The organism is Rhodanobacter sp. G2-10 (genome assembly GCF_055809185.1).
Genome location: NZ_CM147900.1, coordinates 1,165,773 through 1,190,769, shown reverse-complemented (window position 1 = coordinate 1,190,769; position 24,997 = coordinate 1,165,773). Strand labels below are relative to the sequence as shown.

The window sequence follows — 24,997 nt, the reverse complement described above, 5'->3', positions numbered from 1 at the left end:
ACGCTTATAATCTGCGATTCCGTCTTGATCGCGAGCGTTTTCCATGCCCCCCAACCACGTCACTGAACTGGTCGAACTGCTGCAGCTCGAACGGCTGGAGGACAACCTGTTCCGCGGCCAGAGTCGTGACATCGGCACCCGTTTTGTATTTGGCGGACAGGTGCTGGGGCAGGCGCTGGCGGCGGCGCAGGAGACGGTCGACCCGACGCGCGAGGCGCATTCGTTGCATGCGTATTTTCTCCGTGCCGGCGATATCGAGGCGCCCATCGTCTACAACGTGGAGCGCACGCGCGATGGCGGTTCGTTTTCGTCGCGCCGGGTAGTGGCGATCCAGCATGGACAGCCGATTCTGAACGGCTCCATTTCCTTCCAGCAGCCCGAGCAAGGTGTCGAACACCAGACCTCGATGCCGGAAGTGCCCGCACCGGACGATCTGGAGCCGATGCGTCACCTGCCCCCGGATGAACTGGAGCGGCTGCCGGTGAAGCTGCAGCGTTGGCTGGGTATCGATGGGCCGCTTGAGTTCCGTCAGGTGTGGCCGCGTGACGAACTGCATCCGGTCAAGCGACCGCCGATCCAGCACATCTGGTTCCGGCTGACCTCGCCGATTGGCGATTCCGCCATCCTCCATCGCGCGCTGCTTGCCTATGCGTCCGACTTCCATCTTGTCGGCACCGCGACGCTGCCGCACGGCATTTCCTACATGACCCGGAACGTGCAGATGGCCAGCCTCGACCACGCACTGTGGTTCCATCGCCCGTTCCGCGTCGACGAGTGGCTGCTGTATTCGTTCGACAGCCCCACTGCCCAGGGCGGGCGCGGACTCGCGCGCGGGCAGATCTTCAGCCAGGACGGGCGGCTGGTCGCATCCACCGCGCAGGAAGGGCTGATCCGCGTACGCAACGGCTCCGCCGCGTGATCATGAACGCCCGTTCAAAGGCGTTCGCGTAAACTGTCCCCATGCGTCAGATCTACACCTCGCCCCGCCAGCAAAACATCGATTCCGTGGTCGCCCTGATGGCCGAACACGGCATTCAGGCGACCGTGTCCAATCGCTCGAACTACGACCGGCCGACGTGGCAACGGCACAGCTACGCGCCGCGTCGCCAGGACCGCAGCCAGTGGCCACAGGTGTGGATCACCCATGCCGATGACTACAGCAAGGCACGCAAGCTGCTGATCGATCTGGGCATCGACCCGGTCATCCGCCACGGCGAGGAGCTGGCGGCCGCGCGCAACCCGTCACCCATCGACCGCCGCACGCGAATCGCCACGCGGATACGAAGAGTCCTGCTACTCACCGTGTTGGTGGTTTTTGCGGTGCAGATGCTGCGCTATCTCGGGGTGTTCTGAACGGACCACTTGCACCTGCTGGAATGGTGCGACTGTGCCGGCATAGAATCGGATCATGCGCCGCTCCGATCCCGTACGCCTGTTCCAGACTCTGCCGCATACCTGCGGCTATTACCCTGAGCGTACCGCGCAGAACCTGGTGCTCGATCCGGCGGCACCGCGCCTGGATCAGCTTTACGGCCCGGCACTGGAGCGTGGCTTTCGCCGCGCAGGCGGGCATCTGTATTTTCCGCATTGCCCGCAATGCCACGCGTGCACGCCATGCCGCATCGACGTGGAGCATTTCCAGCCTGATCGCGCACAAAAGCGCTGCCTGAAGCGTAACGCCGACGTGGTCATCCGCGAATGCATGCCCGGCTACAACCGCGAACGCCACGCCTTGTACGAACGCTACCTGCGCAGCCGGCACCCCGGTGGCGGCATGGACGACGCCGATGCCAGCGACTTCCGCCGCTTCCTCACCGCGCCATGGAGTCCCACCCTGTTCCTGGAGCTGCGACACGGCGAGCACCTGCTCGCGGTAGCGGTGACCGATGTCTGCGTGACAGGTATTTCAGCCGTCTACACGTTCTATGATCCCGACCAAACCACACGCAGCCTGGGGACCCTCGCGATCCTGCAACAGATCGCGCTGGCCCGCCGCCGCGGCGTGCCATGGCTTTATCTCGGTTTCTGGATCGACGGTCATCCGAAGATGGATTACAAGCGGCGGTTCAAACCGCTGCAACTGCGCACGGCCAGCGGCTGGCACGAAATGCCGTAGGGCGGCCGGGCACGGCCTGCCACTTCGCTGGCGCCGGAGGAGTGAGTGAAGAGGAGCGAGAAGTGAGAGAAAGCGGCACGATACGGACTGCCGGCTTTCTCTCACTTCTCACTTCTCACTTCTCGCCTCTCCGGATACGGGTGGAGCTTTTCCAGCGACACCGACAGACCGTCATCACCGACCACGCGGCAATGCGAACGATCCAGCTGGCGCGGATCGTCGACGCCGCAACTGTGCGCGATGATACCAACCTCGTGCATCACGTTCTTCGCGTAGTGGTACACCTTCTCGCTCTTGTCGGTGACCACCAGGCCACGCTGAAGCTTGGGGTTCTGCGTGGTGATGCCGGTGGGACAGGTGTTGCGGTTGCACTGCAGTGACTGGATGCAGCCCAGCGACAGCATGAATCCGCGTGCCGAATTGACGAAGTCCGCGCCGATCGACATCACGCGTGCCACGTCATACGCCGTGATGCACTTGCCCGAGCAGATGACCTTGATGCGCTGACGCTGCCCACGCCGGATCAACGTGTCGATCAATTCGGGCAGCGCCTCGTGCAGCGGCAGGCCGACGCCTTCCATCAGCGTCTGTGGCGCGGCACCGGTGCCGCCTTCGGAACCGTCGACGATGATGAAATCGGGCGCGCTCTCGATGCCGCGGCGGTCAACCTCGTCGCACAGCTCCTCGATCCATGCCATGCCACCGAACACCGCCTTGAAGCCGGTCGGCTTGCCGGTCAGTTCGCGGATGTGCTCGATCGCGTCCATCAGTTGCGACACGTTGGCGATGTCCAGATGGCGGTTCGGGCTTTGCGAATCCTCGCCGACGGGAATGCCGCGAATCGCCGCGATCTCCTCGGTGACCTTGGCCGCCGGCAACAAGCCACCCATGCCCGGCTTGGCGCCTTGGCCGAGCTTGATACTGACCATCTTGACCTGCTTGTGCGCGCAGATCGCCTGCAACTTGCCGTCGTCCAGCTTGCCATCCGGCGTGCGCACGCCGTACTTGGCGGTACCGATCTCGAACACGATGTCGCAACCGCCTTCCAGGTGGTAGGGCGCCAGGCCGCCCTCGCCGGTATCCATCCAGATGCCGGCCTTGGCTGCACCGATCGACAACGCACGCACCGCCGGCGCCGACAACGCGCCAAAGCTCATCGCCGAGATGTTGAAGAACGCCGCGTGATCGTAGGGTTCGCGCGCATACGGCCCGATCCGCACCGGCTTCGGATCCACGTGATGGTTGCCCAGCGAGGGAAACGGTGCGTTGACAAAGAACGGCACACCTTCGGCACGCAGGTCGCGGGTCGAGCCAAACGCGTTGGTGTTCTCCGCGTTCTTCGCGGCACGATAAACCCACACCCGCTGCGCACGATTGAACGGCAGCTCCTCGCGATCACTCGAAAACAGGTACTGGCGGAAGAACTCGCCCAGGTGCAGGAACCAGTAACGAAAGTGTCCGATCACCGGGAAGTTGCGAAGCACCGCATTGGAGGTCTGGTTGCGGTCGACCACCCAGGTCACGGCCAGTACCAGCAGCGCCAGTATGAACAGCAACAACGCCACCAGGGCGATGGTTTCCACCAGCACGACCAGCCAATGCGAAAATCCCGTCGATTCCATCCCGTCGTCCCCTTGTCGTCACACGCGATTACGCAAGCGTAGCGCATCGACCGCGGTCATTCGCCGCCGTTACAACTCGATGCGCAGTTGCTCCTTCGCCCGCACCGCCTTGGCCACCGCCGCTTCCAGCGTATCCGCACGCGCCAGTGTCACCGCCATGCGCCGACGACCGCTGACCGTGGGTTTGCCGAACAACCGCAGCTGCGTGTCCGGCTCGGCCAGTGCTTCGGCCACGTTGCGATAACGCGGCGCGGCACCGTCGCCTTCGACCAGCACTGCGCACGAGGCCGACGGTCCGTACTGGTGGATCACCGGAATCGGCAGGCCCAGGATGGCGCGCGCATGAAGCGCGAACTCGGACAGCTCCTGCGAAATCAGGGTGACCAGGCCGGTGTCGTGCGGGCGCGGGCTTACCTCGGAAAAAATCACCTGGTCGCCGCGCACGAAAAACTCCACGCCGAACACGCCCCAACCACCGAGTGCGGCCGTGATCGCCGCAGCCTGGCGCTGTGCCTCGGCCAGCGCCGCGTCGCTCATCGGCTGCGGCTGCCACGACTCGCGGTAATCGCCATCTTCCTGACGATGACCGATCGGCGCGCAAAAGCTCACTCCACCGACGTGGCGCACGGTGAGCATGGTGATCTCGTAATCGAAGGCGACGAAACCCTCGACTATCACCCTTCCCTTGCCGGCGCGCCCACCGGATTGCGCGTAGTCCCATGCCTGCTGCAGCTCGCCGCCATCGCGTACCACGCTCTGGCCCTTGCCGGAGGAGCTCATCACCGGCTTGATCACGAACGGATAGCCGATGGCCTCGGCGGCCTCGCGATACTCCGCTTCGTCGCCGCAGAATCGGTACGGTGAAGTCGGCAAACCCAGATCCTCGGCGGCCAACCGACGGATGCCCTCACGATCCATCGTCAGCCATGCCGCGCGGGCAGTCGGAATCACCCGCTGCCCGTTCTTTTCCAGTTCCAGCAAGGTCGGGGTGTGGATTGCCTCGATCTCGGGCACCACCAGATCGGGCCTTTCCAGCTCGATGACTGCACGCAGCGCCTTGCCATCCAGCATGTCGACCAAATGGCTGCGATGAGCCACCTGCATCGCCGGTGCGTTGGCGTAGCGGTCGACCGCAATCACCTCGACCGCAAAGCGCTGCAGCTCGATGGCCACCTCCTTGCCCAACTCGCCTGCGCCCAGCAACAACACGCGCAGGGCGTGTTCGGAACAGGGGGTACCGATTGGCTTCATCGCTGCGCTCCCTATGAAAACGTGCATTGTACGTATCCGGCCTCGCGCCGGTCCGCGCCGGGACCTCGCGGGAAACCGACGCGCGGGCCGCTTGGTCCGCGCAGCGATGCTGTATCAGTCTCCCGACTTCGGCAGGGACCAGCCCAGGGCCACCCAGCCGACGACGAAGGCCACGCCGCCGAACGGCGTGATGATGCCGGTCCAGCGCGGCGCACCCAGGGCCAGTGCATACAGGCTGCCGCTGAACAGCACGATGCCGAGCACGAAGGCGCCGATGGCCCACTTCCGGCCGCGCCCGCGACCCAGCCCCACCGCCAGCACCAGGGCCAGCGCATGCCAGACGTGATAGTCCACGGCGGTATGCCGCAGCTCGTGCTGTCGGGCGTCGAGCACATCACGCAGCGCATGCGCACCAAACGCGCCGAGCAGGACCGCGCTGGCGCCGGCGACAGCCACCAGCAACGCGATTCGGGTAGTGACAGGTTGTCGCAGCATGAACGGAATTCCCGGATCTGGAGCCTCATCCGGCAAGCGCTGGCGTATGCTTGAACAGATGAAGTTCAGGGATTTTCGCATGAAGTTGCCCTCGTTTCGCCCGCTCGCCCTGCCGCTGTTGGTGGTTCTCGGCCTGTTGCTCGCCGGCTGCCACGGTGCCACGCCGCTGCCGTTGCGACTGACCAACCTCACCGGCCACATGCCGCAGCTGAAATTCACGCTGACCAATGACGAAGGCAAGACCGTCTCCGCGGAGGACTACCGGGGCAAGGTCGTGCTGCTGTATTTCGGCTACACCCATTGCCCGGACGTGTGTCCGCTGACCATGGCCCATCTGCACGTGGTGATGCAGCGCCTGGGCAAGCTTGCCGATGGCGCGCGCATCCTGTTCGTCAGCGTGGACCCTGCCCGCGACACGCCCGCCGTACTGCACAGCTATGTCAGGGCATTCGATGCACGCGCCACCGGCCTCACCGGCAAGCCACGGGACATCGAGGCGCTGGTGAAGCGGTACCGTTCCGCGTTCACCCGCGAGCCTGCGAGCAAGGACGGCAGCTACGAAGTCAGTCACAGTTCGGCGATCTACGTGTTCGACCGCGATGGCAATCCGCGCGTGCTGTTCACGCCAGCCAGCAAACAGGACGATCTGGTGCACGACCTGCACCTCCTGCTCAACAGTGGAGACCCGACATGAAACACGCCCCCTTGTTCGCGCTGCTCGCCGGCCTGGCACTCGCGCCTGCGGTGCACGCCACGGCCGCCGATCACGTGCGCGCCACGCATGCCTGGATCCGCGTGCTGCCCGGCAGCCTGCCGGCTGGTGCCTACGTGACCCTGGAAAACACCGGCGACCAGCCGGTCGCCCTGACTGGCGCCAGCAGCACGGCGTATGCGCAGGTGATGCTGCACCACAGCTCGACCGAGGGTGGCGTCAGTCGCATGACCATGGTGGATTCACTGCCGGTGCCCGCACACGGCACGGCGGCCCTGGCCCCCGCCGGTTACCACCTGATGCTGATGCAGCCGGTGGCGACGGTGAAGCCGGGCACCACGGTACGTCTGTTGCTGAAGTTCAGCGACGGCAGCACCCTGCCCACCGACTTCATGGCACGCCCGGCCAATGCGCTGGACGACGGCAGCAGCCACGCGGACCACACCTCGCACTGATTGCCAATGCCCGACGCTCAGTCGGGCAGGCTGCCGGCGATCGCCGCCGGTGGTCGCAGCGGCAGTGATCGACGCGGCAAGCGCCCGTTGCGCGACAGCCGCAGCCACAGACGCAGGGCCATCAGGCCGCCGACCGATTCGATCAGGGCTGCCGGCACCCAGGTGATCAGTCCGCCGATCATCTGGCCGGTCAACACGTTGAAGGTGAACGCTCGTCCGCAAATCTCGAAGATCGGGTACAGATCGGTGCGCGAGAACGTGACGATGGCGCCGGCCAGGATTTGCGGCGTCATGGTGATCGCCGGTGACAACACCCGCATGCCCGCCACCATCCGGCCGGGCGGATGCGGCCGGTGATCCAGCACCAGCGACCAGTACGCGAAGCCACTGATCAGCATTGTCCAGTTCATGAAGCGATAGACGCGCCAATCCAGCATCGCCAGCGTCTGCAGGTCCGGGATCAGCCAGATCAGCACGAACACGACGAACAGCACGGTGGCGATGGTCGGGTTCATCAGCACCCCCATCACCACCCGCCATGGCCAGGATCGCTGCAAAGGTCGCAACAGACGCACCCGCCACGCCAGCGGAAGGCCGGCGCGCAGCGCGCTCACCGGATACGCGGTGACGATCAGCAGCGGCGCCAGGTGATGCAGCAACAACTGCTGCAGGCGATGCATGAAGAACTCATGCTCGGCGTAGTAGTCGAGATAGGTGTGCAGCGACAGGTAGATGATCGCCATGCCGGTCCAGAACGCCAACTGGCGACCGAAGCCCACGCGCAGGCGCCGGCTGCCGCGCCAGTACAGCACGCATGCCAGCAGGAACGTGGCCAGAAACACCCACGAGAATTCCCACGGCACCACCCATTTCAACAGCGTTGCAATCACAATCAGGCTACCGCCACATCCATTCGCGCCGGCAACGGCCGGCAACCACCGCCCAGCATAATGCGATGTACGCGTGGTGTCTGCCTCGACGGCCGGGCCGGCTTGCGACAGATTGCCGCTTTCAGCGCCGGCGCCGGCTGTGTCGGGTGCGGCGCCAGCCGTACAGCAAGCCTATCAGTACCACCAGCCCCGGCACCAATACGATGTTGATCACCTTCAGGCGCAGACCCAGCGCGTCGATCTCGGCATTGAGCTGGTGCTGCACGTCGCGCAGCTCCTTGTTGATCGCCAACTGACGCTGGCGGAACTGCTCGATCTCGCGACGTTGCTCGGGCGTGATCGTGCTGGGATGGGTACCCTTGGCCGGCTGCAATTCGTCCAGCCGATGCCGGGTGTCGGCCAATTCCTTCTCCAGCTCCTGCTCTTTTTGCAGGAACTTCTGGTCCGCCACGTTGCGCAGCGCCTGCACCCGCGTGAACGGGCGCTGCGAGGTGGAACGGGCGCGGATCGACAGCAGCGCGGACGACCCGTTGAGGTTGTCGACAAGGTTGGTGATGAAGTCGCCGTTGTTGGCGAAGATCCGGATCATCGTCTGGCCCAGTATGGTCTGCGGCTCCACCCACAAGCGGTCGCTGAGCAGGTCGGTGTCGGCCACCAGGACGATCTCGGCGTTTGGCGCCGACTCACCGCGATAACCCGGCTTGCCGGCGTCCCCGGGAAACGCACTGACAAAGGTGCCATGCAGCCGCGCCGCCACCACATAGTGTGCGTTGTCCGCCTTGTAGTCCTGCAACAACCGGGTCGGGTCGCTGCTGGCGTCCATCACCTCCTGCGTGGGCACCAACTCGGCATCGGCGCTGCTTTGCAACAGCGGAATCAAGCGGGTGCGTGCGGTTGGCGTGAGGTCGAAATGGCCAGCCGTGGAGACGTTGATCCGCTTCAGACTGGCGGTGACCGGATCGTTGCGATTGAGCTCCTGCTCGCCAAACCAGAGCATCGCGGGGTGATTGAGGCTGTTGCCAGCCAACTCGATCTGCAGGCTGCGACTGCGGTCGAGCACGATCCGGGCTGGGTCGTAACTGACTCCCCATGCCGCAAACAGGCGCGGCAGATTCGACGCGTGCGCCGGCAATCCGCTGGTATCCGGCCGCAGCGGACTGCTATCGAGCTCGGCGTCGGGATCGACAAAGACCACCAGATGGCCGCCATGCATGACATATTGGTCAATCGCATATTGCGCGGCGGCCGGCAGGTCTTTCGGGTGGATCAGCAGCAGCACCTTGAGCTTGCTGTCGACCTGCTTCAAGGTGCCGGCATCCAGCATCTGCACCTTGAACAGCTGTGCCAGCTGCTGCATCACCGCCCAGGGCTGTTCGTCCAGTGCCGGCGCACCCTCCACCGGCAATGAGCTGATCACACCGATCGACGGCTTTTCGGCCTGGTTCAGTTCGTACAGCAGCTTGGCGATGTCGTATTCGAGAAAGGCCTCGCGCGAAGGGTCGAAGAAGGCGATCGACAAGGTCTTCTCGGGCGCACGTTCCTCTTCGTCTTCGCCCTCCGCGCCCTTCGGCATGGCGCTGCCGGCCAGTCCGAAAAACACACGCTCGCCGTTGCTGCCACCGTTGGCGGCGATCAGGCCGGCTCCCTCGGCGCTCGCCTCGTCGTCCGAATAAGGCACCGGATCAATGACGCGCAAGCGGATGCGCCCGTGCGAACGCGCTACCATCTCCTGCAACATCTCGCCTACGCGCTGCTCGTAGCTGCGCAACTGCGGCAGATCGCGGGTGGCGTGCTGGGAAAAATACAGGGTCAGGCGCAGCGGCCGTTGCAGGTTGTCGACGATCTGCAACGTGCCCGGCGTGAGGGTGTAGAGCTTGTCGGCGGTGAGATCGATCCGGGTCGGATGCAGCCAGCGACTGGTGGTCACGATCAGCGGGACGAATACCAGCACCAGCACGACCAATCCGGCGTACAGCGCGCCACGTCGGGTGAGTTGCAATGGCCGGGTAAACGACCGGGGCAGATGCCATCGGGGAAGGCGCATGCGTACCATCGCTCAGCGCGTCCGCTTCAGATCAAGCAGCAGCACGCCGGCAACCAGCCAGCCCAGCGTGCTGAGCAGGAAGTACACCAGGTCGCGCAGATCCAGCACGCCCCGCGAGATCGCCTCGAAATGGCGCAGCATCGACAGGTGCGCCACCGCATTGACCAGGCGACGAGGCAGCGCCCCCTGGAAAAAGTCCAGCACCTGCGGCTGCCCCGCCAGAATCAGCAGCACGCATACCAACGCAGTGAGGATGAAAGCCACCACCTGGTTGCGGGTCAGCGCCGACAGACACGCGCCGATGGCAATGAAGGTACCAGCCATCAACCAGCTCCCCACGTAACCGGCCAGAATCACGCCGTTGTCCGGCGTGCCCAGGTAGTTGACGGTGATCCAGATCGGAAAGGTCAACACCAGCGCCAGCCCGATGAACAGCCATGCGGCGAGGAACTTGCCGAGCATGGCCTGCCACAGGCTCAGTGGAAGCGTCAGCAACAGTTCCAGCGTGCCGCCCTTGGTCTCCTCGGCCCACATGCGCATGGTGATCGCCGGCACCAGGATCAGGTACAGCCACGGATGCATCCCGAAGAACGGCTGCAAGTCGGCCAGGCCGCGCTCGTAGAAGTCGCCAACGTAGAACGTGAGGATGCCGGCCAGCACCAGGAAGATCACCAGAAACACATAGGCCACCGGCGTCACGAAATAGCTGCGCAACTCGCGCCGCATCACTGCGCTGACCGGGCTCATGCGCTTGCTCCGGCTTGATTGCTTTCGCTGGTGATCTGCCGGAAAACCTCGTCCAGGCGGCCGCGTTCGAGCTGGATCTCCGAAACCTCCAGTCCTTGTTCGCGAAGCAGGACTTCCACCGGCTCCAGAATCCGCTCGCCGGGCTTCGGGAATACGGTGACGCGTCCGTCCAGCGGATCGACCTCGATCGCCGCCACCTGTGGCAACCGACCCAGCATTTCCTGCGACATGCCGCTGCCTGGCGCGCTGAACGACACTGCCCCGTGATAGCGCGAGCGGGCCTCCAGCTCGGCCGGGGTGGCATCCGCCATCAGCTTGCCGCGGGCGATGATCACCACCCGGTTGCACAAGGCGTGCACCTCTTCAAGCAGATGCGTGGAAATCAGGATGGTGCGGTCGCGGGCCATCACGTCAATCAACTGCCGCACCGCGTGTTTCTGGTTCGGATCCAGACCGTCAGTAGGCTCGTCCAGCATCAGCACCGGCGGATCATGCAGGATCGCCTGGGCCAGCCCGACGCGCCGGCGCAAACCCTTGGACAGTGTGTCGATGCCCAGCCCCAACACGTCTTCCAGTTGCAGCTGCTGCACCACTTCGTGAAAACGACGGTAACCGGTTTCGTCCTTCAGGCCACGTATGCGCACGATGAAATTGAGAAACTCGCGTACCGTCATCTCGTCGTAGCTTGGCGCACCCTCGGGCAGGTAGCCCAGCGCACGCTTGGCCTGCAACGGCTCGCGCATCACATCGTGACCGCACACCCACGCCCGGCCCGAGGTCGGCACCAGGAACCCGGCGATCATGCGCATCGCAGTGGATTTGCCCGCGCCATTGGGGCCGAGCAGACCAAGCACCTGACCTGGCTCGACACGGATGCTCAACGCATCGACTGCGGTGAGGTTGCCATAGCATCGGGTGAGCTGTTCGGTTTCGATCATGTCCGCTGGCAGGTCGTTGCACGACGTTCGGCAAGTATGCCGGATGCCGCATCGGCGCCGCGCTCTTCGCGGAATGTACCGCAAGACCCGGCGGTCCTCACGGCAGCGCGCCCCGCCGGTCGGACTCCCTCAAACAAAAAGGCCCTCCCGTCACGGGAGGGCCTTGGTCATGCCGCACTCTCCGACACTCTATTCCGCAGTACCGGATTCCGCAGGAGCGGCAGCGCTGCCGGCCGGGGCCACGCTGCCGGCAGGAGCCGGTGCGGAGCTCGCGCTGGCCGGCGCATTGCCCGAATCGTCGGTCGCAGGCTGTACACCGGCTTCCTGCTCCGGCGTCTGTGCCGGCGCTTCGATCAGCGGCAGCGACACCTGATGGACGGCATAGGACGTGATGCCACCGCTGGCGTCATTCACCTGCGGCGTCGTCACGATGTCATACGGCGGGCTCACGGTGCTGTCGAACTTGTAGCCGTGCGTCTGCGCATAGGCAGTCAGCATCTTCACGGTCTGCGGCACGCCGTTGAAGGTACCGTCCCAGGTGCCTTGCAGAGTAGGACCACCGAACGCCATCATGCCGCGCACGTCGCCCTCGACCACCAGTCGACCGGAACTGTCACGGCTTCCCGGGGCAGGTCCGGCAGCCTTGGGCGCATCCGCGGCGGTGCTGGCCTCGGCCGGCTCGGCCGGCTGGGCTGCACCGGCAAGTGCCGGCGCGGTGGGCGGCGTGAGCTGCTGTGCCTGTCCATCGATGGTAAGCGTGCTCGAATCAATCGGCAGCGCCACATCGAAGTCGAAATCAGGATCACCGTAGTTGGTGATGAACAGGATCGACGGGCCCGTGACATTGACCCCCAGCTTCTTGGCCTGTGCCTTCAGCTCGGTGTTCGCCTGGGCCATGACGTCGTCCAGCACCTCGGTACCACCCTTGCTGCGATCGATGTGGCGGGTGACGAACAGCACGGGAGTCGGCTGCGACTGCGCAATCTTTGGCGCCAGGTCGCTGTAGTCGACGTTGGCGACGCCTGCCAGCACGTTCTGCAGGTCATTCAAGCTGAACTGGATGAACGAATCGGGATCACCATGGATATAGAGGTTGGCGAACCGGTTGACCAGGTTCCAGCCGTACTTGACGTCGTAGGACCAGGTGACCTGGGTCAGGCGGCCGTGCCCCTGACGTTCCAATTCGAGAGTGAAATGCTTGTCGAGGCCGCGCCAGCTGTTGTCCAGATTCCAGACGATGGTCGCGTTCTGGGTGTTGCTGTCGATCTGGTCGAATTCCGGCGTGGCGCTGGCGATGGTCAGGCCGCCATCACCAATTTTGGAATCGCCGCTGGTCCAGCTGACTTCCGCACCCGGTCCATAGGCCTTGCCGGAGAACTTGAACTGCACATCGGGATCCATCGAACGGAGCGCAGCGTAATCCGGGAACCGCCGGAAATTGTTGAGAATGTCGTACACCGGCCGCAAATCCTTGCCGATGACCAGCTGGCGTTCGACATGACCGCTGCTGGGCATGACCACCGCTGCCAGGACACCAAGCACCGCAACGATGACCAGGGCAACCAGAAATTCAAAGAAACGCATCATTCCAGAGTTCTCCGAAGCGTTTTTACGCCAAACCTGAGGATATGTTCCCCCGCCGCCGCATTGAGCCACCCGCAGGGGCAACAGAAGGGGTCGGCACAAAAAAGGCCGAAGACACGGATGTTACTTGCTCGCGCGCTGGAACGCTATCGGCGCCGGGCACCCGCCACGCATCCCGGGGACGATGATCCCGACTGCCTGTACGTAGGCTCCCCGATGCCTCCACGCCGGTGTCACACGATGCCGAGTTCCAACGCCTTCAGGACCGCGCGCGTGCGATCGCGCACGCCCAGCTTGGACAAGATGTTGGACACGTGGTTCTTGACCGTGCCCTCGGCCACCTTGAGCGAATTGGCGATCTCCTTGTTGCTGTACCCGCCCGACAACAGACGCAGGATCTCGGTCTCACGCTCCGTGAGCGGGTCAGGCTGTTCCAGACTGGTGAACTGGTTCTGCATCCGCGCCACCCCGGCCATCAGGCGCTGGGTGACCATCGGCGCGACCAGCGAGCCACCGCCGGCCACGGTGCGTACGGCTTCGACCAGTTGTTCCAGCGAAACATCCTTGAGCAGATAGCCGCGTGCGCCTGCCTTGAGTCCTTGCAGCACCAGCTGATCGTCATCGAAGGTGGTCAGGATGATCGTCGGCGGCAGCTCGTTGCGTGCCGACAAGGCCTGCAGCACCTCCAGCCCGCTCATGTTTGGCATGCGCAGGTCCAGCAGCATCACGTCCGGCTGGATCCGGGGCACTTCCAGCACGGCCTGCGCGCCGTCGGCGCATTCGGCCACCACACGGATATCTTCGGCCAGGTCCAGCAGCGAGCGAACACCTTGCCGCACCAGGTTCTGGTCGTCGACGAGACAAACGGAAATCATCGCGAATCCTCGGTCATGGGAATCAGACGGGGGCAGCGTGGAAACCGGCGGCATTCACCGTCCGGCGCATGGCGCATTCTTGCACGCCAGTCCCATCCACAAACATTACGACACATTCAAGGCGGGCGGCTCAAACCGCGACGGCGTGTGCGCCAGCGCCGGCTGTTCACCCAACGGCAAGCGCACGGTCAGTGCAAAGCCCCGGGTAAGCCCCGTGTCCAGCGTCACGCTGCCGCCGAACTCGGCCAGCCGCTCGCGCATGCCGGACAGCCCGTTGCCCTCTTCCAGCTGGTCGACGCCGCGACCGTCGTCGCGGGCGTGCAGGCCCAACTGCCCGGCCTCGGCATAGGCAAAATTGAGCCACAGGTTGCGCGCGCCGGCGTGGCGCGCCGTATTGGTGATGATCTCCTGGGCGCAACGCAGCAGCACCTGGGCGCGCTGCGGGTCTTCCACGCTGAAACGCGGCGGCATCACCACGTGCACGTTCAGTCCGGGTACCCCGTCGGTGAGGCTGCGCAAGGCCTGGGTCAGGTCGATCGAGTCGTCCTGGCGCAGCTCGCTTACCACCTCGCGCACATCCGCCAGCAACACCCTGGCGGTGCTCTGTGCCTTGCGCACGTGTGCACTTGCCGCCTCGTTGGTGAGGTGGCTGGCCACTTCCAGGTTCAGGCTGAGCGCGGTGAGGTGATGGCCTATCAGGTCGTGCAGATCGCGGGCGATGCGCATGCGCTCGGCGATCCGGCTGGATTCGGCCAGCAGGGCGCGGGTGGCGCGCAACTCGGAATTGAGCCTGCGCTGCGCCTCGCGCTGCTCGGCCTGCTGGCTGGCCACCATCGAGATGGTGAAGGCAAGCACCGAAAGGCCTTCGAACAGGAAGGTCTGCAGAATCGCCAGCTGCACGCTGTAGTCGGGAAAATTGCTGAAAACCATGACCAAGCCAAGGTTCTGCAGCACGATGCACAGAACGCCCACCCAGGTCGGCAGCACCCAGGGCAACACCATGGCGATCACCACCATCAGCATCGCGGACAGGCCACTGTGGCTGTACCAGCCCACGGCCATCGCCGCGACCGTCATCACCGCCAGTCCGATCAGCTTCAGCAGCAGGTGCCGGCGTGACCCCAGGTTGCCGGTGATCAGCCAGTACACCAGTCCGAACACCAGATAGCTCAACGTCCACAACAGCAACGCAAAATCGGGGCTGTGCAGCTGCTTCAGCTGAGCCACGCGCTCGGTGGCCCAGTTCGTCACCAGCGGCGCACCCATCGACAGATAGGTGAACAGGCCGGCGTAGCGAAGCAGACGGATATGGTTGAGATAGGGCCAGCGCATGGCTCGCATCATTGGCTGTGGCGACCTCTCGCGCAATGCGCGAGAAGTCATGGCTGCCGCCTGATCGGGGCGGGTTTACGAAGGTTTTACATGTGACGCGACTGATGTCAGGGCCACGGTCACATGGCATAATGCGCCATTGCGAGATCGACGCGTCGACCTCAGTCCTGAACTTACCATTGCGGAGCAACGAATGGCCCTTGCCATCCGCGACGTGCGCGAGCACGAGCTGGATGCCGTGCTGGCGCTGAACAACGCCGCCGGTCGCTCCATCCTCGCCCTCGACCCCGAGCAATTGCGCTATTTCTTCGAGCATGCCGACTATTTCCGCATCGCCGAAATCGACGGCCACCTGGCTGGCTTCCTGATCGCCCTGCGCGACGGCCACGATTACGACAGCCCGAACTATCGCTGGTTTGCCGGGCAGTACCCGCAGTTCGTCTACATCGACCGCATCGTGATCGCCAACGCCTACCGCCGCCATGGCCTCGGGCGCATCTTCTACTGCGACGTGCACAGCTACGCCGAAGTACGCGTTCCCCTGCTTACCTGCGAGGTGTTCCTGGAGCCACGCGACGACGTGGTGGTGCTGTTCCACGGCACCTACGGCTTCCAGGAGGTCGACCAGCAGAAGATGGGCGAGAACGGTCCGCAAGTCAGTCTGCTGGCCAAGGACCTGCCCAGTTACGGTTTCGTGCGCGACACCTGGCTCGATCACGGCGGCCTGCCCGACGTGCCGTGGCTGGCCGAGCGCGCGCGACTGGCCGACGCCGACGCCGGCCAGCGCCGGGTCGCCGGGGAACGTCGCCCATGAATGGACGGGTGGAGTCTGCCGACGCCTGCGATTTGCGGTTCGGCCAGGTGGGTATTGCCTGCGTACGGGTGCGCCGGGTCGATGCCGCGGCATTGTGCGAGGAACTGGAACGGCGCGTGCGCGCGGCACCGCAGATGTTCGCCCGCGCCGCGGTGGTGCTGGACCTGAGCCATCTGCTTGATCTGCCCGATGACGGCGCCGTCGATGCGCTGCTCGAAGCGGTGCGCAGCGCCGGCATGCTGCCGGTCGGCCTGGCTTATGGCACCAGTGCGACCGAAGCGCTGGCCAAGCGCATGGGTCTGCCGTTGATCGCGAAGTTCCGCGCCGCCTACGAGCCGGCGACGGCTCCTGCGGCGGCGACCGCTGCTCCGGCGCCTGCCGCATCGCCGCAGCCCGAGCCACAACGCGAGCAGATCTTGTCCGCCCCCGCGGCGGACAGCCCGCAGGGGGCCTTGCAGCACGCCGGGACCGTACGCTCCGGCCAGCAGGTTTACGCGCGCGATCGCGACCTGATCGTCATCGGGGCCGTGGCCAACGGCGCCGAAGTGATCGCCGATGGCAACATCCACATCTACGGTGGCCTGCGCGGGCGTGCCATGGCTGGCGCACAGGGTGACGAGAAGGCACGTATCTTCGTCTCCGACTTCCGCGCCGAACTGGTGGCGATTGCCGGTCAGTACCGCGTGTTCGAGCAGATCCCTGCCGAACTCGAAGGTCAATCCGTGCAATGCTGGCTGGAAGGTGAAAAGCTCTTGATCGCCAAGCTGTGATCATCCACAACACGTCATGTACAACAAGAACAATCACGCGGAGATGGGCCCTTGACTGCTGAGATTATCGTTGTGACTTCCGGCAAAGGCGGCGTCGGCAAGACGACGACCAGTGCCTCGCTCGCCACCGGCCTGGCCATGGCCGGCAAAAAAACCGCGGTGATCGACTTCGACGTCGGCCTGCGCAACCTCGACCTCATCATGGGCTGCGAGCGGCGCGTGGTGTACGACTTCGTCAACGTGGTCAACGGCGAGGCCACGCTGAAACAGTCGCTGATCAAGGACAAGCGCTACGACAACCTGTTCGTGCTCGCGGCAAGCCAGACGCGCGACAAGGACGCGCTGACCCAGGAAGGCGTCGAAAAGGTCCTCGACGGCCTGTCCGAAATGGATTTCGACTACATCGTTTGCGACTCCCCGGCCGGCATCGAGAAGGGAGCTCACCTGGCGATGTATTTCGCCGACCATGCGGTGGTGGTGGTCAACCCGGAAGTCTCCTCGGTGCGCGATTCCGACCGCATCCTGGGCCTGCTCGCCAGCAAGACCCGGCGCGCGGAAAAGGGCGAGGGTCCGGTCACCCAGCACCTGCTGCTGACCCGTTACAACCCGGCGCGTGTCGCGATCGGCGAAATGCTCAGCGTCAAGGACGTCGAGGAAATCCTCGGCATCGAGGTGGTCGGCGTGATCCCGGAATCGGAGAACGTCCTGACGGCCTCCAACAATGGCATCCCGGTCATCGTCGACGCCGACTCACATGCCGGCCAGGCCTATGGCGACACCGTGGCCCGCATCCTTGGCGAAGAGCGTCCACTGCGCTTCGTCGAAGTGCCGAAGAAGGGCTTTCTCCAGCGCGTGTTCGGAGGTTGATCACGATGGGTATTCTCGATTTTCTCAAGCGCAAGCCCGAAGCCACCGCCAGCGTGGCGCGCGAGCGCCTGCGCATCATCGTCGCGCAGGAGCGCTCCACCCGGGGCGCACCCGACTACTTGCCGATGATGCGCAACGAACTGCTCGAAGTGATCAAGAAATACGTCCACGTCGACCTTGAGGCGATCAACATCAATTTCGAACGCGACAGCGGCCACGAGATCCTCGAACTCTCGGTCACCCTGCCTGAAGGCGAGGGCAAACAGGCCGCCAAGGGCGAGGCCAAGACCGGCTGAGCAGCCCCGTCGGCTTTCCCGCCGGGCGGCAACCAGCCGCCCGGCCCATTCGTCGCCGCAACCACCCTCGCGCTACACACCCATGCATCCCGACAGTCACCCTTCCGCCAGCGATCCGGCCAGTACCGTGATGCGCGTGGGCCAGATCGGATTCGACGCCCCGGCGGCGCTGCTCGGCCGCTTCGGCCTGCAACTTGAGCGCGTGGCGACGGGCATGCCGATTCCCGGCAGCTTCTGGGGCGATGACGAGGCCGGCATCATCGGCACCACCGTTTACGCGCGCGACGACACCCCGGTCCATTCGCTGCTGCACGAAGCCGGGCACCTGATCGTGTTGCCACCAGAACGACGATCTGCGGTGCATACGGATGCCACCGATTCGATCGAAGAAGAGGACGCCACCTGTTATCTGCAAATCGTGCTCGCCGACGAACTGGCCGGCGTCGGGCGCGCACGCCTGATGGCGGACATGGACGCCTGGGGTTACTCGTTCCGGCTTGGCTCGACCCGCGCATGGTTCGAACAGGACGCAGACAACGCTCGTACTTTCCTGCAGGAGCGGGGCCTGCCCGGTTGAGCGCCGCAGCGATCATTTCGCGTGCCAGTCGCCGTCGTCACCCTTCTCGTATTTTTTCTTCACGGCAGCCCACGCAACTTTGTGCGCGGCCTCTTCGCGAGATTCGTCGCCGCGCCGCTCGTTCTTGTCGGCGTACTCATCCCAGGCGCTGTTGAACGCCCCCTTGTAGATTTCCTGCGCGTTTTTGGGCACATGATCGCGCACGGAATCAGGCAACTCGCTGATGTTTCGGTAAGGCATGACGACTCTCCACGGTGGCCGGACCTTCAGCTTGACCTTCGCGTCATCCACGATTCGTCAAGACGGTGTCGGCGCGGCGCGAAACGTGCGACGACAGCACGCAGCGACCAGCATCGGCGCCCTCAATCGGAAGAGCCGCGTTCGTAACTTCCCACATCGGCCCGAAACCCGATGGCGAGGCGATTCCAGCTGTTGATCGTGATGATGGCCATGCTGAGATCGACGAGCTCCTTGTCGTTGAACTGGCCATGCACCTCGTCGTACAACGCATCCGGCAGATCGTTCGTGGCAACCAGGGTAACCGCCTCGGCCCAGGCCAGCGCAGCGCGTTCCCGCGGGGAATAGAACGGTGCCTCGCGCCACGCCGCCAGCACGTGCAGGCGCTGCTCGGTTTCACCGGCGGCGCGTGCGTCCTTGCTGTGCATGTCCAGGCAGTACGCACAGCCATTGATCTGCGATACGCGCATCTTCACCAGCTCCAGCAGCGAATGCTCCAGCCCCGATCCGCGCACATGCGCTTCCATGCCCAGCATGGCCTTGAAGGCGGCGGGCGACGCTGTCCTGTAATCGACACGATGACTCACGGTGACTCCTCCTGTATTTCATGACACATGATCCGATGGCGCGCGAGGCTCACGGCTCGAACAGCCGCTGCGCATCGGCGTAGGTGAAATCTGCTGCCAGGCCCTCGAAGTTGCCGCTCGCCAGCATGTTGTCCACGGCGTGATCGACGGCAGCAAACGCCAGCAAGGGCAATCGTGTGGCCGTGGTGACCCTGGCGACGCCGAGCCGGGCCAGTTCGGCCAGACCGGGCATGCCCACGCCAGCCACCACGTTGACCGGCGCGTCGATCGCCCGTACCAGCGCGGCCAGCGTGTCCGGGGCGCCCAGCCCGATCGGGTACATGCAATCGGCACCCGCGGCCAGATACGCCTTTGCACGGTCGATGGCATCGCGCAGGCGGGCCGAAGGTTCAACATCGTCGTGCTGCATCCACAGATCGACCCGGGCATTGATCACGATCGGCACGCCGCTCGCATCGGCCGCGGCTCGCGCCGCGCGCACGCGCGCCGAAGCATCAGCCGTATCGCGCAACGGGCCGTGCCCGGGCATCCCATCCTCGATATTGATGCCCACCGCCCCGGCCGCGATCACCGCCTGCACGGTGGCGGCGACATCTGCCGGCCTCTCGCCGTAGCCGGTCTCGATATCGACAGTCACCGGCACGTCGACCACGCGGGTGACGCGCGCGACCGCCGCCAACACCTCAGCCAGCGGAGCACGCTCTCCATCGGCGTAACCAAGCGACCAGGCAACCCCGGCACTGGTGGTCGCAATCGCCGCGAACCCTCGCTGCACAAGCAATCGCGCGCTCGCCGCGTCCCAGCAATTGGGCAGAAGCAATATCTTCTGGCGATCGTGCATGCGGCGGAACGCCAGTGCCCGATCGATCTGTGTCTGTGGTGTCATCGGAAAGCCCGCTGCATCAATGTCCTTGAATCAGCTGCACAGATTACGCCACTGCCTGGACAGACGCAGAACAGGTCAATGTCCCCCACCCGAATGGCACTGGATTGCCGTGCCGCCAGTGTCTAGAGTCGTTCGGGACTACTCCGTGCGCCACGTGATGGAGAACACCATGGCGATCCGCAGGCTAGTGCTCTTGTTCGACGGCACCTGGAACAAGCCAGAGTCGAATACCAATGTGGAACGACTGCGCCGACTGATCGCTCCGGTCGACGCACGCGGCAATGCGCAGCTGGTCAACTACATTCCAGGCGTGGGCGTGAAGCGCGGACTCACCCATCTGCTGGGCGGCGCTTTCGGCTTCGGCCTTTCGCGGAACGTATGCGAAGGCTATCGCTGGCTATGCGATACGTGGCAACCCGGTGACCAGATCTACCTGTTCGGCTTCAGCCGCGGCGCCTACACCGCGCGCAGTCTCGGCGGCCTCATCCGCAAATGCGGCCTGCTCAAGCGCGCCCCGGGTGGCAGCGTGAACAAGTCCGCAGTAAGCCATGCCTACGATTTCTACCGCGACATCGGCACCAAACCGGACGATCCCGCCGCGGTCGCCTACCGCGTCGATCATTCGATCGAGGTCGACATCCAGTTCATCGGCGTGTGGGACACGGTCGGCTCGCTGGGCATACCCGATACGGCCTCCTGGTTCCCGTTCGCCCGCGCGCGCTACCAGTTCCACGACACCGAGCTCAGCAAGATCGTCAAGTACGCCTACCAGGCGCTGGCGCTGGATGAACATCGTGGCGACTTCAAGCCCGCCGTATGGACACGCAATCCGTACACGGTGAAGACAGGCGAATCGCTGACCACGAAGAAGCAGGAACAGATCGAGATCGAGCAACGCTGGTTCATTGGTTCGCACGCCGACGTCGGCGGCGGCTATCGCTGCGACGGCGCGGGGCGCCGCCCCGATCCGCTGCCCGACCTGACCCTGGCCTGGCTGCAACGCAAGGCGATCGACACCGGCCTCGGCTGCAGTGAACTGCTGATACCAGCCAGCGACGCCTGCCTGGGCGTGCCGCGCGACTCGTACAAGGAATTCATGCACGGCCTGTACAAGGAATTCCAGCCGCCGTTCGATCGCACCCTGGCCGGCGGCGTCAATGAAAAGGTGGACGAATCAGTGTGGCGCCGCTGGCTTGCCGACCCAACCTACCGCTCACCCAGCCTGGTTCGCGCACTCGCCAATGCAACCGTGCTGATGTCGGTGGAAGGAGCCACCGGCATACACGCCGGTCCTCCCGACTCGCACCCCGCACGCAAATGACCGCGCCGATCCCATTGGTTCAGCGCGGCTCGACAATCTCCGCCTGAATCACGGTACCGGGGTCGGTGTTGCGCAGGCCCTGATCCAGCGAGCGCCTGGTCAAGGTCTGATAGCGCCACCATGCCAGCACGCCTGTACCGGTAAGCGCCGAAGCGCCCAGCGCCAGGCCAAACATGGTGGTCGACAGCAGCGGTGACAGGACCCCGGCCACGACGCTGCACAGCAACAGGCTGGCGAAAGCCTGCACCGAGGAAATCCCGCCCCGCTGGCGAGGGAAGCGATCCAGCAGCAACAGGGTCAGGGTCGGGAATGCCAACTGCACGCCCACCGCATGCAGGATCAAGGGCAACATCGACCATGGCAATCGGGGTGCCGGGAATACCAGGGCCAGCGTGAGGTGCGCCGCACACGCCAGCGCCATCACCGCATAACCAAGGCTCACGGTCAGGCGCACGCTGGCGCGCTCGGCCATCCGGCCCGACAGCCACGCACCACCCATCAGTCCGATGACCACGGGGATGAACAGCCACGGAAAGCCCTGGGCCGACAATTGCAACAGCTCGCGCACGATCCGCGGCGCCGACGAGATGTACAGAAACAGGCCCGCAAAATTGACCGAGCTGGACACCAGCAGCGGCCAGAACACCCGCTCCCGGCCGAACGACGCGTAACTGGCAAGCAGATCGCGCGGCGCAAACCGGGTTCGCTGTTCGCGCGGATGGGTCTCATCCAGCAACAGCCACAACGCCAGCGACAACACGGCCGTGAAACCGGTCAGCACCCAGAAGATGCCATGCCAACCACCCAGCGGCAGCAGCAGCGCACCCACCATCGGCGCGATCACCGGCGCCACGCCGAAAATCATCATCACCTGCGACATCAGCCGCTGCGCGGCAGGTCCTTCCAGGCTGTCGCGAATCAGCGCCCTGCCCACCACCAGCCCGGCCCCGGCACAGGCGCCCTGCAGACCACGGCAGACCAGCAGCATCGTGTACGAGGTGGACAGCGCCGCGCCCACCGAAGCCATCGCGTAAAGCAGCAAGCCGGCGATCATCACCGGCTTGCGTCCGATCGCATCGGAGATCGCGCCATGAAACAGGCTCATCGCGGCGTAGGTGATCAGGTACACGCTGATCAATTGCTGCAGCGCCGCGTCGGCCACTCCGAAACGCCCACCGATGGCAGGGAACGACGGAAACACGGCATCGATCGAGAACGGGCCGATCATCGACAGCGCGGCGAGCAGCCAGGGCAGGCTGCGTCGTACGGTGCGCTGAGCGTGATTCATGGCGAAGGCAGGTGCATGGGTGGTCGGGCAGTATAGGGCCGCGCTTGACGCACAGGCCTGCCAATCGACTACGATGCGCCCAGGAGCCTGTCGACTTTTACTCGGTCGGTCTGCGAACTCATCTGTGCGGTTCATATTTCCTCGCACAGCTGAAACCTCGCCGCAACCGGCAGAGCCCGGCAGGCCCCTAGAGGGAGATGGCATGCCTCCCGTTCCGGAGCCGATATGCTGCGGACCGAACCGCTTCTCGTGTGATCCACGTTGAGGTTGATGATGCCTGCATCGCCGGTTTCCGGCGGCGCAGGCCTGCCTGCCGCCGTGGCAACCGAACACTTTTCATTCAATGGAGAAGCGCTCGTGAGTGTCAGTGGATTTGTCGCGATCGGCCTGGGCGGTGCCGTCGGTTGCTGGTGTCGCTGGGGGCTGGGCGTTCTGTTCAACCCGCTGTTCCCCACCCTGCCGCTGGGCACGCTGGCGGCCAACCTCACCGGCGGGCTGCTGATGGGAGTCGCCATTGGCCTGTTCCGAAACTTCCAGGCGGTGTCGCCGGAACTGCAGTTGTTCGTCATGACCGGCTTGCTCGGCGGCCTGACCACCTTCTCCACGTTTTCGGGCGAGGCCACCACCTTGCTGCTGCGCCAGCAATACCTGTGGTTCAGCGGACACGTGCTCGCGCATCTGGTCGGCTCGCTGAGCATGACCGTGCTCGGCCTCACCCTTGTCCGCAGCCTGCTGCGTCATTGATCGAAGGGAAAGCACATGAACCAGGAAACCGTTCAACAAGGCGTGCACCTGACCTTCTATTGCCACTCGCGTACCCGGCACGATGGCCTGCTGTTGTCCGAGTGGCTGCTGGAGCAGGCAAAGAATCACCATCTCGGCGGCGGCTCGGTGTTTCGCGCCATCGCCGGCTTCGGACGGCATGGCGTGCTGCACGAGGAACAGTTCTTCGAACTGGCCGACGACCTGCCGATCAAGATCGAGTTCCTGCTGCTGGAAGACGAGGCCGAAACGCTGCTGCAGCTGGTGCGCGACGCCAACGTCGACGCCACGTATGCACACTATCCCGCAAGCTTCGCCGTGCTCGGCCGGCACTGACCGGCACGAAGTTCACCAACACATGAGGCAAGGCATGAGCCAGGACGACCTGAAGGATCGCGCCAGCGCGCTGCTGGAGCAGGCCGGCATCCACATTGACGGCAGCGCCCCGATCGACCTCCGGGTACACGACGAGCGACTCTACGCGAGAGTGTTCGCACACGGGTCGCTCGGACTGGGCGAAGCCTACATGGACGGCTGGTGGGATGCCGACGACCTGCCCGGCCTGTGCACCCGTCTGCTCACCGCAGGACTGGACCAGGAACTGAAAACGCTTGACACCCTGCTTGCCCACCTCAAGGCACGTTTCCTCAACCTGCAGCGCGGCGAGCGTGCCTTCGAGATCGGCAAGGCCCACTACGACCTCGGCAACGATCTGTTCCGCGCCATGCTGGGCAAGCGCCTGGTGTATTCCTGCGGCTACTGGGCCAAGGCCGACAACTTGGACGATGCCCAGGCGGCCAAGCTCGACCTGGTCTGCCGCAAGCTGCAGCTGAAAACCGGCCAGCGCGTACTGGACATTGGTTGCGGCTGGGGCGAGGCGCTGAAATTCGCGGCCGAGCGTTACGGCGTGGAAGGCGTCGGCATCACCGTATCGCAGGAACAGGCCGAGTACGCGCGCGCGCTGTGCGCCGGCCTGCCGATCGAGATCCGCCTGCAGGACTACCGCGAACTCAACGAGCACTTCGACGCCGTGTTCTCCATCGGCATGTTCGAACACGTCGGCGGCAAAAACTACCGCAGCTATTTCGAGACCGTGCGCCGCTGTCTGAAAGACGACGGCCTGTCCGTGCTGCACTGCATCGGCAGCAACAGCGCGCCGGCGCAGACCGATCCGTGGATCGAAAAATACATCTTCCCCAATTCCATGATTCCCGCGGCAAGCCAGGTCACCGCCACGTTGGAAGACCTGTTCGTGGTCGAGGACTGGCACAACTTCGGCGCCGACTACGACCGCACGCTGATGGCCTGGCGCGAAAACGTCGAAGCCGCATGGGCCAGCCTGCCCGACACTTACGACGAACGCTTCCGCCGCATGTGGCGCTACTACCTGGCGGTATCCGCTGGCGTATTCCGCAGCCGTCGCGACCAGCTGTGGCAACTGGTGCTCAGCCCGCACGGCGTGCCGGGCGGCTATCGAGCGCCGCGCTGACCGGCTGCGCACGCGTCACCACGTTGACGGCGGTCGCGTCAA

28 protein-coding genes are annotated in these 24,997 nt (G+C 64.5%); 14 read left to right on the top strand and 14 right to left on the bottom strand.

All coding sequences use genetic code 11. The features are described 5' to 3' along the window. Positions 1 to 43 precede the first annotated feature (43 nt). From tesB to AC0L58_RS05325, 3 genes are read left to right on the top strand one after another with little or no spacing between them, the layout of a single operon-like run. Positions 44 to 919 carry an acyl-CoA thioesterase II gene (gene tesB, locus AC0L58_RS05335; RefSeq protein ID WP_473687394.1) on the top strand — a complete coding sequence of 292 codons (876 nt, stop codon included), beginning with the start codon at positions 44 to 46 and terminating at the stop codon, positions 917 to 919. A 41-nt stretch (positions 920 to 960) separates the two neighbouring features. Beyond that, positions 961 to 1,353 (top strand): hypothetical protein, encoded by a 393-nt coding sequence (locus AC0L58_RS05330; RefSeq protein ID WP_473687392.1) that lies wholly within the window; start codon positions 961 to 963, stop codon positions 1,351 to 1,353. 55 nt (positions 1,354 to 1,408) lie between these two features. Next, complete coding sequence (locus AC0L58_RS05325) at positions 1,409 to 2,116, top strand: arginyltransferase (RefSeq protein WP_473687390.1); 708 nt, start codon at positions 1,409 to 1,411, stop codon at positions 2,114 to 2,116. Between the two features lie 101 nt (positions 2,117 to 2,217). Here AC0L58_RS05325 and AC0L58_RS05320 read toward each other — a convergent pair whose 3' ends face one another. The 3 genes from AC0L58_RS05320 to AC0L58_RS05310 all read right to left on the bottom strand — a co-directional run bounded on the left by AC0L58_RS05320 (position 2,218) and on the right by AC0L58_RS05310 (position 5,481). Continuing rightward, positions 2,218 to 3,738, bottom strand: a complete 1,521-nt coding sequence (locus AC0L58_RS05320; protein WP_473687388.1) for an FMN-binding glutamate synthase family protein — start codon at positions 3,736 to 3,738, stop codon at positions 2,218 to 2,220. 69 nt (positions 3,739 to 3,807) lie between these two features. Then, positions 3,808 to 4,989, bottom strand: a complete 1,182-nt coding sequence (purT, locus tag AC0L58_RS05315) for a formate-dependent phosphoribosylglycinamide formyltransferase (protein ID WP_473687386.1) — start codon at positions 4,987 to 4,989, stop codon at positions 3,808 to 3,810. A gap of 114 nt (positions 4,990 to 5,103) precedes the next feature. Continuing rightward, positions 5,104 to 5,481 (bottom strand): DUF423 domain-containing protein, encoded by a 378-nt coding sequence (locus AC0L58_RS05310; RefSeq protein ID WP_473688590.1) that lies wholly within the window; start codon positions 5,479 to 5,481, stop codon positions 5,104 to 5,106. Between the two features lie 82 nt (positions 5,482 to 5,563). Between AC0L58_RS05310 and AC0L58_RS05305 the strand changes: the two genes are divergently transcribed. Both AC0L58_RS05305 and AC0L58_RS05300 read left to right on the top strand, forming a co-directional pair. Continuing rightward, on the top strand, positions 5,564 to 6,178 hold the full coding sequence (locus AC0L58_RS05305) for an SCO family protein (RefSeq protein WP_473687384.1): 615 nt from the start codon (positions 5,564 to 5,566) through the stop codon (positions 6,176 to 6,178). Then, a complete protein-coding gene (locus tag AC0L58_RS05300) occupies positions 6,175 to 6,651 on the top strand; it encodes a copper chaperone PCu(A)C (protein WP_473687382.1) in 477 nt (158 codons plus the stop codon). Before AC0L58_RS05305 ends, AC0L58_RS05300 begins: the two co-directional genes overlap by 4 nt. Before the next feature lie 17 nt (positions 6,652 to 6,668). On the opposite strand, the gene AC0L58_RS05295 is transcribed toward AC0L58_RS05300, so the two are convergent. The 7 genes from AC0L58_RS05295 to AC0L58_RS05265 all read right to left on the bottom strand — a co-directional run bounded on the left by AC0L58_RS05295 (position 6,669) and on the right by AC0L58_RS05265 (position 15,061). Continuing rightward, a complete protein-coding gene (locus AC0L58_RS05295; protein ID WP_473687380.1) occupies positions 6,669 to 7,541 on the bottom strand; it encodes a cytochrome c oxidase assembly protein in 873 nt (290 codons plus the stop codon). 121 nt (positions 7,542 to 7,662) lie between these two features. Further along, complete coding sequence (locus AC0L58_RS05290) at positions 7,663 to 9,585, bottom strand: GldG family protein (protein WP_473687378.1); 1,923 nt, start codon at positions 9,583 to 9,585, stop codon at positions 7,663 to 7,665. A 12-nt stretch (positions 9,586 to 9,597) separates the two neighbouring features. Further along, positions 9,598 to 10,332, bottom strand: coding sequence for an ABC transporter permease subunit (locus AC0L58_RS05285; RefSeq protein WP_473687376.1), 735 nt, complete (start codon positions 10,330 to 10,332; stop codon positions 9,598 to 9,600). Then, the gene (locus AC0L58_RS05280; RefSeq protein ID WP_473687374.1) at positions 10,329 to 11,270 is read right to left on the bottom strand and encodes an ABC transporter ATP-binding protein; all 942 of its coding nucleotides are present in this window, start codon (positions 11,268 to 11,270) and stop codon (positions 10,329 to 10,331) included. The genes AC0L58_RS05285 and AC0L58_RS05280 overlap by 4 nt, the downstream gene beginning before the upstream one ends. 189 nt (positions 11,271 to 11,459) lie before the next feature. Then, entirely contained in the window at positions 11,460 to 12,857 is a 1,398-nt protein-coding gene (locus tag AC0L58_RS05275) for an SRPBCC family protein (protein WP_473687372.1), read from the bottom strand. A gap of 230 nt (positions 12,858 to 13,087) precedes the next feature. Then, the gene (locus AC0L58_RS05270; RefSeq protein WP_473687370.1) at positions 13,088 to 13,729 is read right to left on the bottom strand and encodes a response regulator; all 642 of its coding nucleotides are present in this window, start codon (positions 13,727 to 13,729) and stop codon (positions 13,088 to 13,090) included. 105 nt (positions 13,730 to 13,834) lie between these two features. Then, on the bottom strand, positions 13,835 to 15,061 hold the full coding sequence (locus AC0L58_RS05265) for a sensor histidine kinase (RefSeq protein ID WP_473687368.1): 1,227 nt from the start codon (positions 15,059 to 15,061) through the stop codon (positions 13,835 to 13,837). Between the two features lie 193 nt (positions 15,062 to 15,254). Here AC0L58_RS05265 and AC0L58_RS05260 point away from each other — a divergent pair, with 193 nt between their 5' ends. The 5 genes from AC0L58_RS05260 to AC0L58_RS05240 all read left to right on the top strand — a co-directional run bounded on the left by AC0L58_RS05260 (position 15,255) and on the right by AC0L58_RS05240 (position 18,385). Next, the gene (locus tag AC0L58_RS05260) at positions 15,255 to 15,875 is read left to right on the top strand and encodes a GNAT family N-acetyltransferase (RefSeq protein WP_473687366.1); all 621 of its coding nucleotides are present in this window, start codon (positions 15,255 to 15,257) and stop codon (positions 15,873 to 15,875) included. Next, positions 15,872 to 16,645, top strand: coding sequence for a septum site-determining protein MinC (minC, locus tag AC0L58_RS05255; protein WP_473687364.1), 774 nt, complete (start codon positions 15,872 to 15,874; stop codon positions 16,643 to 16,645). Before AC0L58_RS05260 ends, minC begins: the two co-directional genes overlap by 4 nt. A 51-nt stretch (positions 16,646 to 16,696) precedes the next feature. Next, positions 16,697 to 17,512: a septum site-determining protein MinD gene (minD, locus tag AC0L58_RS05250; RefSeq protein WP_473687362.1), complete on the top strand. Its 816-nt coding sequence runs from the start codon at positions 16,697 to 16,699 to the stop codon at positions 17,510 to 17,512. A gap of 5 nt (positions 17,513 to 17,517) precedes the next feature. Beyond that, positions 17,518 to 17,808, top strand: coding sequence for a cell division topological specificity factor MinE (gene minE, locus AC0L58_RS05245; RefSeq protein WP_473687360.1), 291 nt, complete (start codon positions 17,518 to 17,520; stop codon positions 17,806 to 17,808). Positions 17,809 to 17,890: 82 nt separating this feature from the next. Continuing rightward, positions 17,891 to 18,385 (top strand): hypothetical protein, encoded by a 495-nt coding sequence (locus tag AC0L58_RS05240; protein ID WP_473687358.1) that lies wholly within the window; start codon positions 17,891 to 17,893, stop codon positions 18,383 to 18,385. A 12-nt stretch (positions 18,386 to 18,397) separates the two neighbouring features. Here the strand turns inward: AC0L58_RS05240 and chaB are convergent, their stop codons facing one another. The 3 genes from chaB to AC0L58_RS05225 form a co-directional block, all read right to left on the bottom strand. After that, a complete protein-coding gene (gene chaB, locus AC0L58_RS05235) occupies positions 18,398 to 18,625 on the bottom strand; it encodes a putative cation transport regulator ChaB (RefSeq protein WP_473688588.1) in 228 nt (75 codons plus the stop codon). A 122-nt stretch (positions 18,626 to 18,747) separates the two neighbouring features. Further along, positions 18,748 to 19,158 (bottom strand): carboxymuconolactone decarboxylase family protein, encoded by a 411-nt coding sequence (locus AC0L58_RS05230; RefSeq protein WP_473688586.1) that lies wholly within the window; start codon positions 19,156 to 19,158, stop codon positions 18,748 to 18,750. A gap of 100 nt (positions 19,159 to 19,258) precedes the next feature. Continuing rightward, entirely contained in the window at positions 19,259 to 20,095 is an 837-nt protein-coding gene (locus AC0L58_RS05225; protein ID WP_473687356.1) for an isocitrate lyase/PEP mutase family protein, read from the bottom strand. Positions 20,096 to 20,264: 169 nt separating this feature from the next. Here AC0L58_RS05225 and AC0L58_RS05220 point away from each other — a divergent pair, with 169 nt between their 5' ends. Then, positions 20,265 to 21,416 carry a DUF2235 domain-containing protein gene (locus AC0L58_RS05220; RefSeq protein WP_473687354.1) on the top strand — a complete coding sequence of 384 codons (1,152 nt, stop codon included), beginning with the start codon at positions 20,265 to 20,267 and terminating at the stop codon, positions 21,414 to 21,416. A gap of 19 nt (positions 21,417 to 21,435) precedes the next feature. Here AC0L58_RS05220 and AC0L58_RS05215 read toward each other — a convergent pair whose 3' ends face one another. Continuing rightward, positions 21,436 to 22,704 (bottom strand): multidrug effflux MFS transporter, encoded by a 1,269-nt coding sequence (locus AC0L58_RS05215; protein ID WP_473687352.1) that lies wholly within the window; start codon positions 22,702 to 22,704, stop codon positions 21,436 to 21,438. A gap of 357 nt (positions 22,705 to 23,061) precedes the next feature. Between AC0L58_RS05215 and crcB the strand changes: the two genes are divergently transcribed. From crcB to cfa, 3 genes are read left to right on the top strand one after another with little or no spacing between them, the layout of a single operon-like run. Continuing rightward, positions 23,062 to 23,448, top strand: coding sequence for a fluoride efflux transporter CrcB (crcB, locus tag AC0L58_RS05210; RefSeq protein WP_473687350.1), 387 nt, complete (start codon positions 23,062 to 23,064; stop codon positions 23,446 to 23,448). 15 nt (positions 23,449 to 23,463) lie between these two features. After that, positions 23,464 to 23,802 (top strand): DUF190 domain-containing protein, encoded by a 339-nt coding sequence (locus AC0L58_RS05205; RefSeq protein WP_473687348.1) that lies wholly within the window; start codon positions 23,464 to 23,466, stop codon positions 23,800 to 23,802. Between the two features lie 34 nt (positions 23,803 to 23,836). Beyond that, on the top strand, positions 23,837 to 24,955 hold the full coding sequence (gene cfa / locus AC0L58_RS05200; protein WP_473687346.1) for a cyclopropane fatty acyl phospholipid synthase: 1,119 nt from the start codon (positions 23,837 to 23,839) through the stop codon (positions 24,953 to 24,955). Positions 24,956 to 24,997 lie beyond the last annotated feature (42 nt).

Coding starts and splice junctions, on each gene's coding strand:
- AC0L58_RS05260 (WP_473687366.1), top strand. CDS start 15,255: ATGGCCCTTGCCATCCGCGACGTGCGCGAGCACGAGCTGGATGCCGTG.
- AC0L58_RS05205 (WP_473687348.1), top strand. CDS start 23,464: ATGAACCAGGAAACCGTTCAACAAGGCGTGCACCTGACCTTCTATTGC.
- AC0L58_RS05270 (WP_473687370.1), bottom strand. CDS start 13,729: ATGATTTCCGTTTGTCTCGTCGACGACCAGAACCTGGTGCGGCAAGGT.
- purT (WP_473687386.1), bottom strand. CDS start 4,989: ATGAAGCCAATCGGTACCCCCTGTTCCGAACACGCCCTGCGCGTGTTG.
- tesB (WP_473687394.1), top strand. CDS start 44: ATGCCCCCCAACCACGTCACTGAACTGGTCGAACTGCTGCAGCTCGAA.
- AC0L58_RS05215 (WP_473687352.1), bottom strand. CDS start 22,704: ATGAATCACGCTCAGCGCACCGTACGACGCAGCCTGCCCTGGCTGCTC.
- minC (WP_473687364.1), top strand. CDS start 15,872: ATGAATGGACGGGTGGAGTCTGCCGACGCCTGCGATTTGCGGTTCGGC.
- AC0L58_RS05230 (WP_473688586.1), bottom strand. CDS start 19,158: ATGCTGGGCATGGAAGCGCATGTGCGCGGATCGGGGCTGGAGCATTCG.
- AC0L58_RS05220 (WP_473687354.1), top strand. CDS start 20,265: ATGGCGATCCGCAGGCTAGTGCTCTTGTTCGACGGCACCTGGAACAAG.
- AC0L58_RS05240 (WP_473687358.1), top strand. CDS start 17,891: ATGCATCCCGACAGTCACCCTTCCGCCAGCGATCCGGCCAGTACCGTG.
- AC0L58_RS05290 (WP_473687378.1), bottom strand. CDS start 9,585: ATGCGCCTTCCCCGATGGCATCTGCCCCGGTCGTTTACCCGGCCATTG.
- AC0L58_RS05275 (WP_473687372.1), bottom strand. CDS start 12,857: ATGATGCGTTTCTTTGAATTTCTGGTTGCCCTGGTCATCGTTGCGGTG.
- minE (WP_473687360.1), top strand. CDS start 17,518: ATGGGTATTCTCGATTTTCTCAAGCGCAAGCCCGAAGCCACCGCCAGC.
- AC0L58_RS05330 (WP_473687392.1), top strand. CDS start 961: ATGCGTCAGATCTACACCTCGCCCCGCCAGCAAAACATCGATTCCGTG.
- AC0L58_RS05265 (WP_473687368.1), bottom strand. CDS start 15,061: ATGCGCTGGCCCTATCTCAACCATATCCGTCTGCTTCGCTACGCCGGC.
- AC0L58_RS05280 (WP_473687374.1), bottom strand. CDS start 11,270: ATGATCGAAACCGAACAGCTCACCCGATGCTATGGCAACCTCACCGCA.
- AC0L58_RS05225 (WP_473687356.1), bottom strand. CDS start 20,095: ATGACACCACAGACACAGATCGATCGGGCACTGGCGTTCCGCCGCATG.
- chaB (WP_473688588.1), bottom strand. CDS start 18,625: ATGCCTTACCGAAACATCAGCGAGTTGCCTGATTCCGTGCGCGATCAT.
- AC0L58_RS05300 (WP_473687382.1), top strand. CDS start 6,175: ATGAAACACGCCCCCTTGTTCGCGCTGCTCGCCGGCCTGGCACTCGCG.
- AC0L58_RS05320 (WP_473687388.1), bottom strand. CDS start 3,738: ATGGAATCGACGGGATTTTCGCATTGGCTGGTCGTGCTGGTGGAAACC.
- AC0L58_RS05285 (WP_473687376.1), bottom strand. CDS start 10,332: ATGAGCCCGGTCAGCGCAGTGATGCGGCGCGAGTTGCGCAGCTATTTC.
- AC0L58_RS05325 (WP_473687390.1), top strand. CDS start 1,409: ATGCGCCGCTCCGATCCCGTACGCCTGTTCCAGACTCTGCCGCATACC.
- AC0L58_RS05305 (WP_473687384.1), top strand. CDS start 5,564: ATGAAGTTGCCCTCGTTTCGCCCGCTCGCCCTGCCGCTGTTGGTGGTT.
- cfa (WP_473687346.1), top strand. CDS start 23,837: ATGAGCCAGGACGACCTGAAGGATCGCGCCAGCGCGCTGCTGGAGCAG.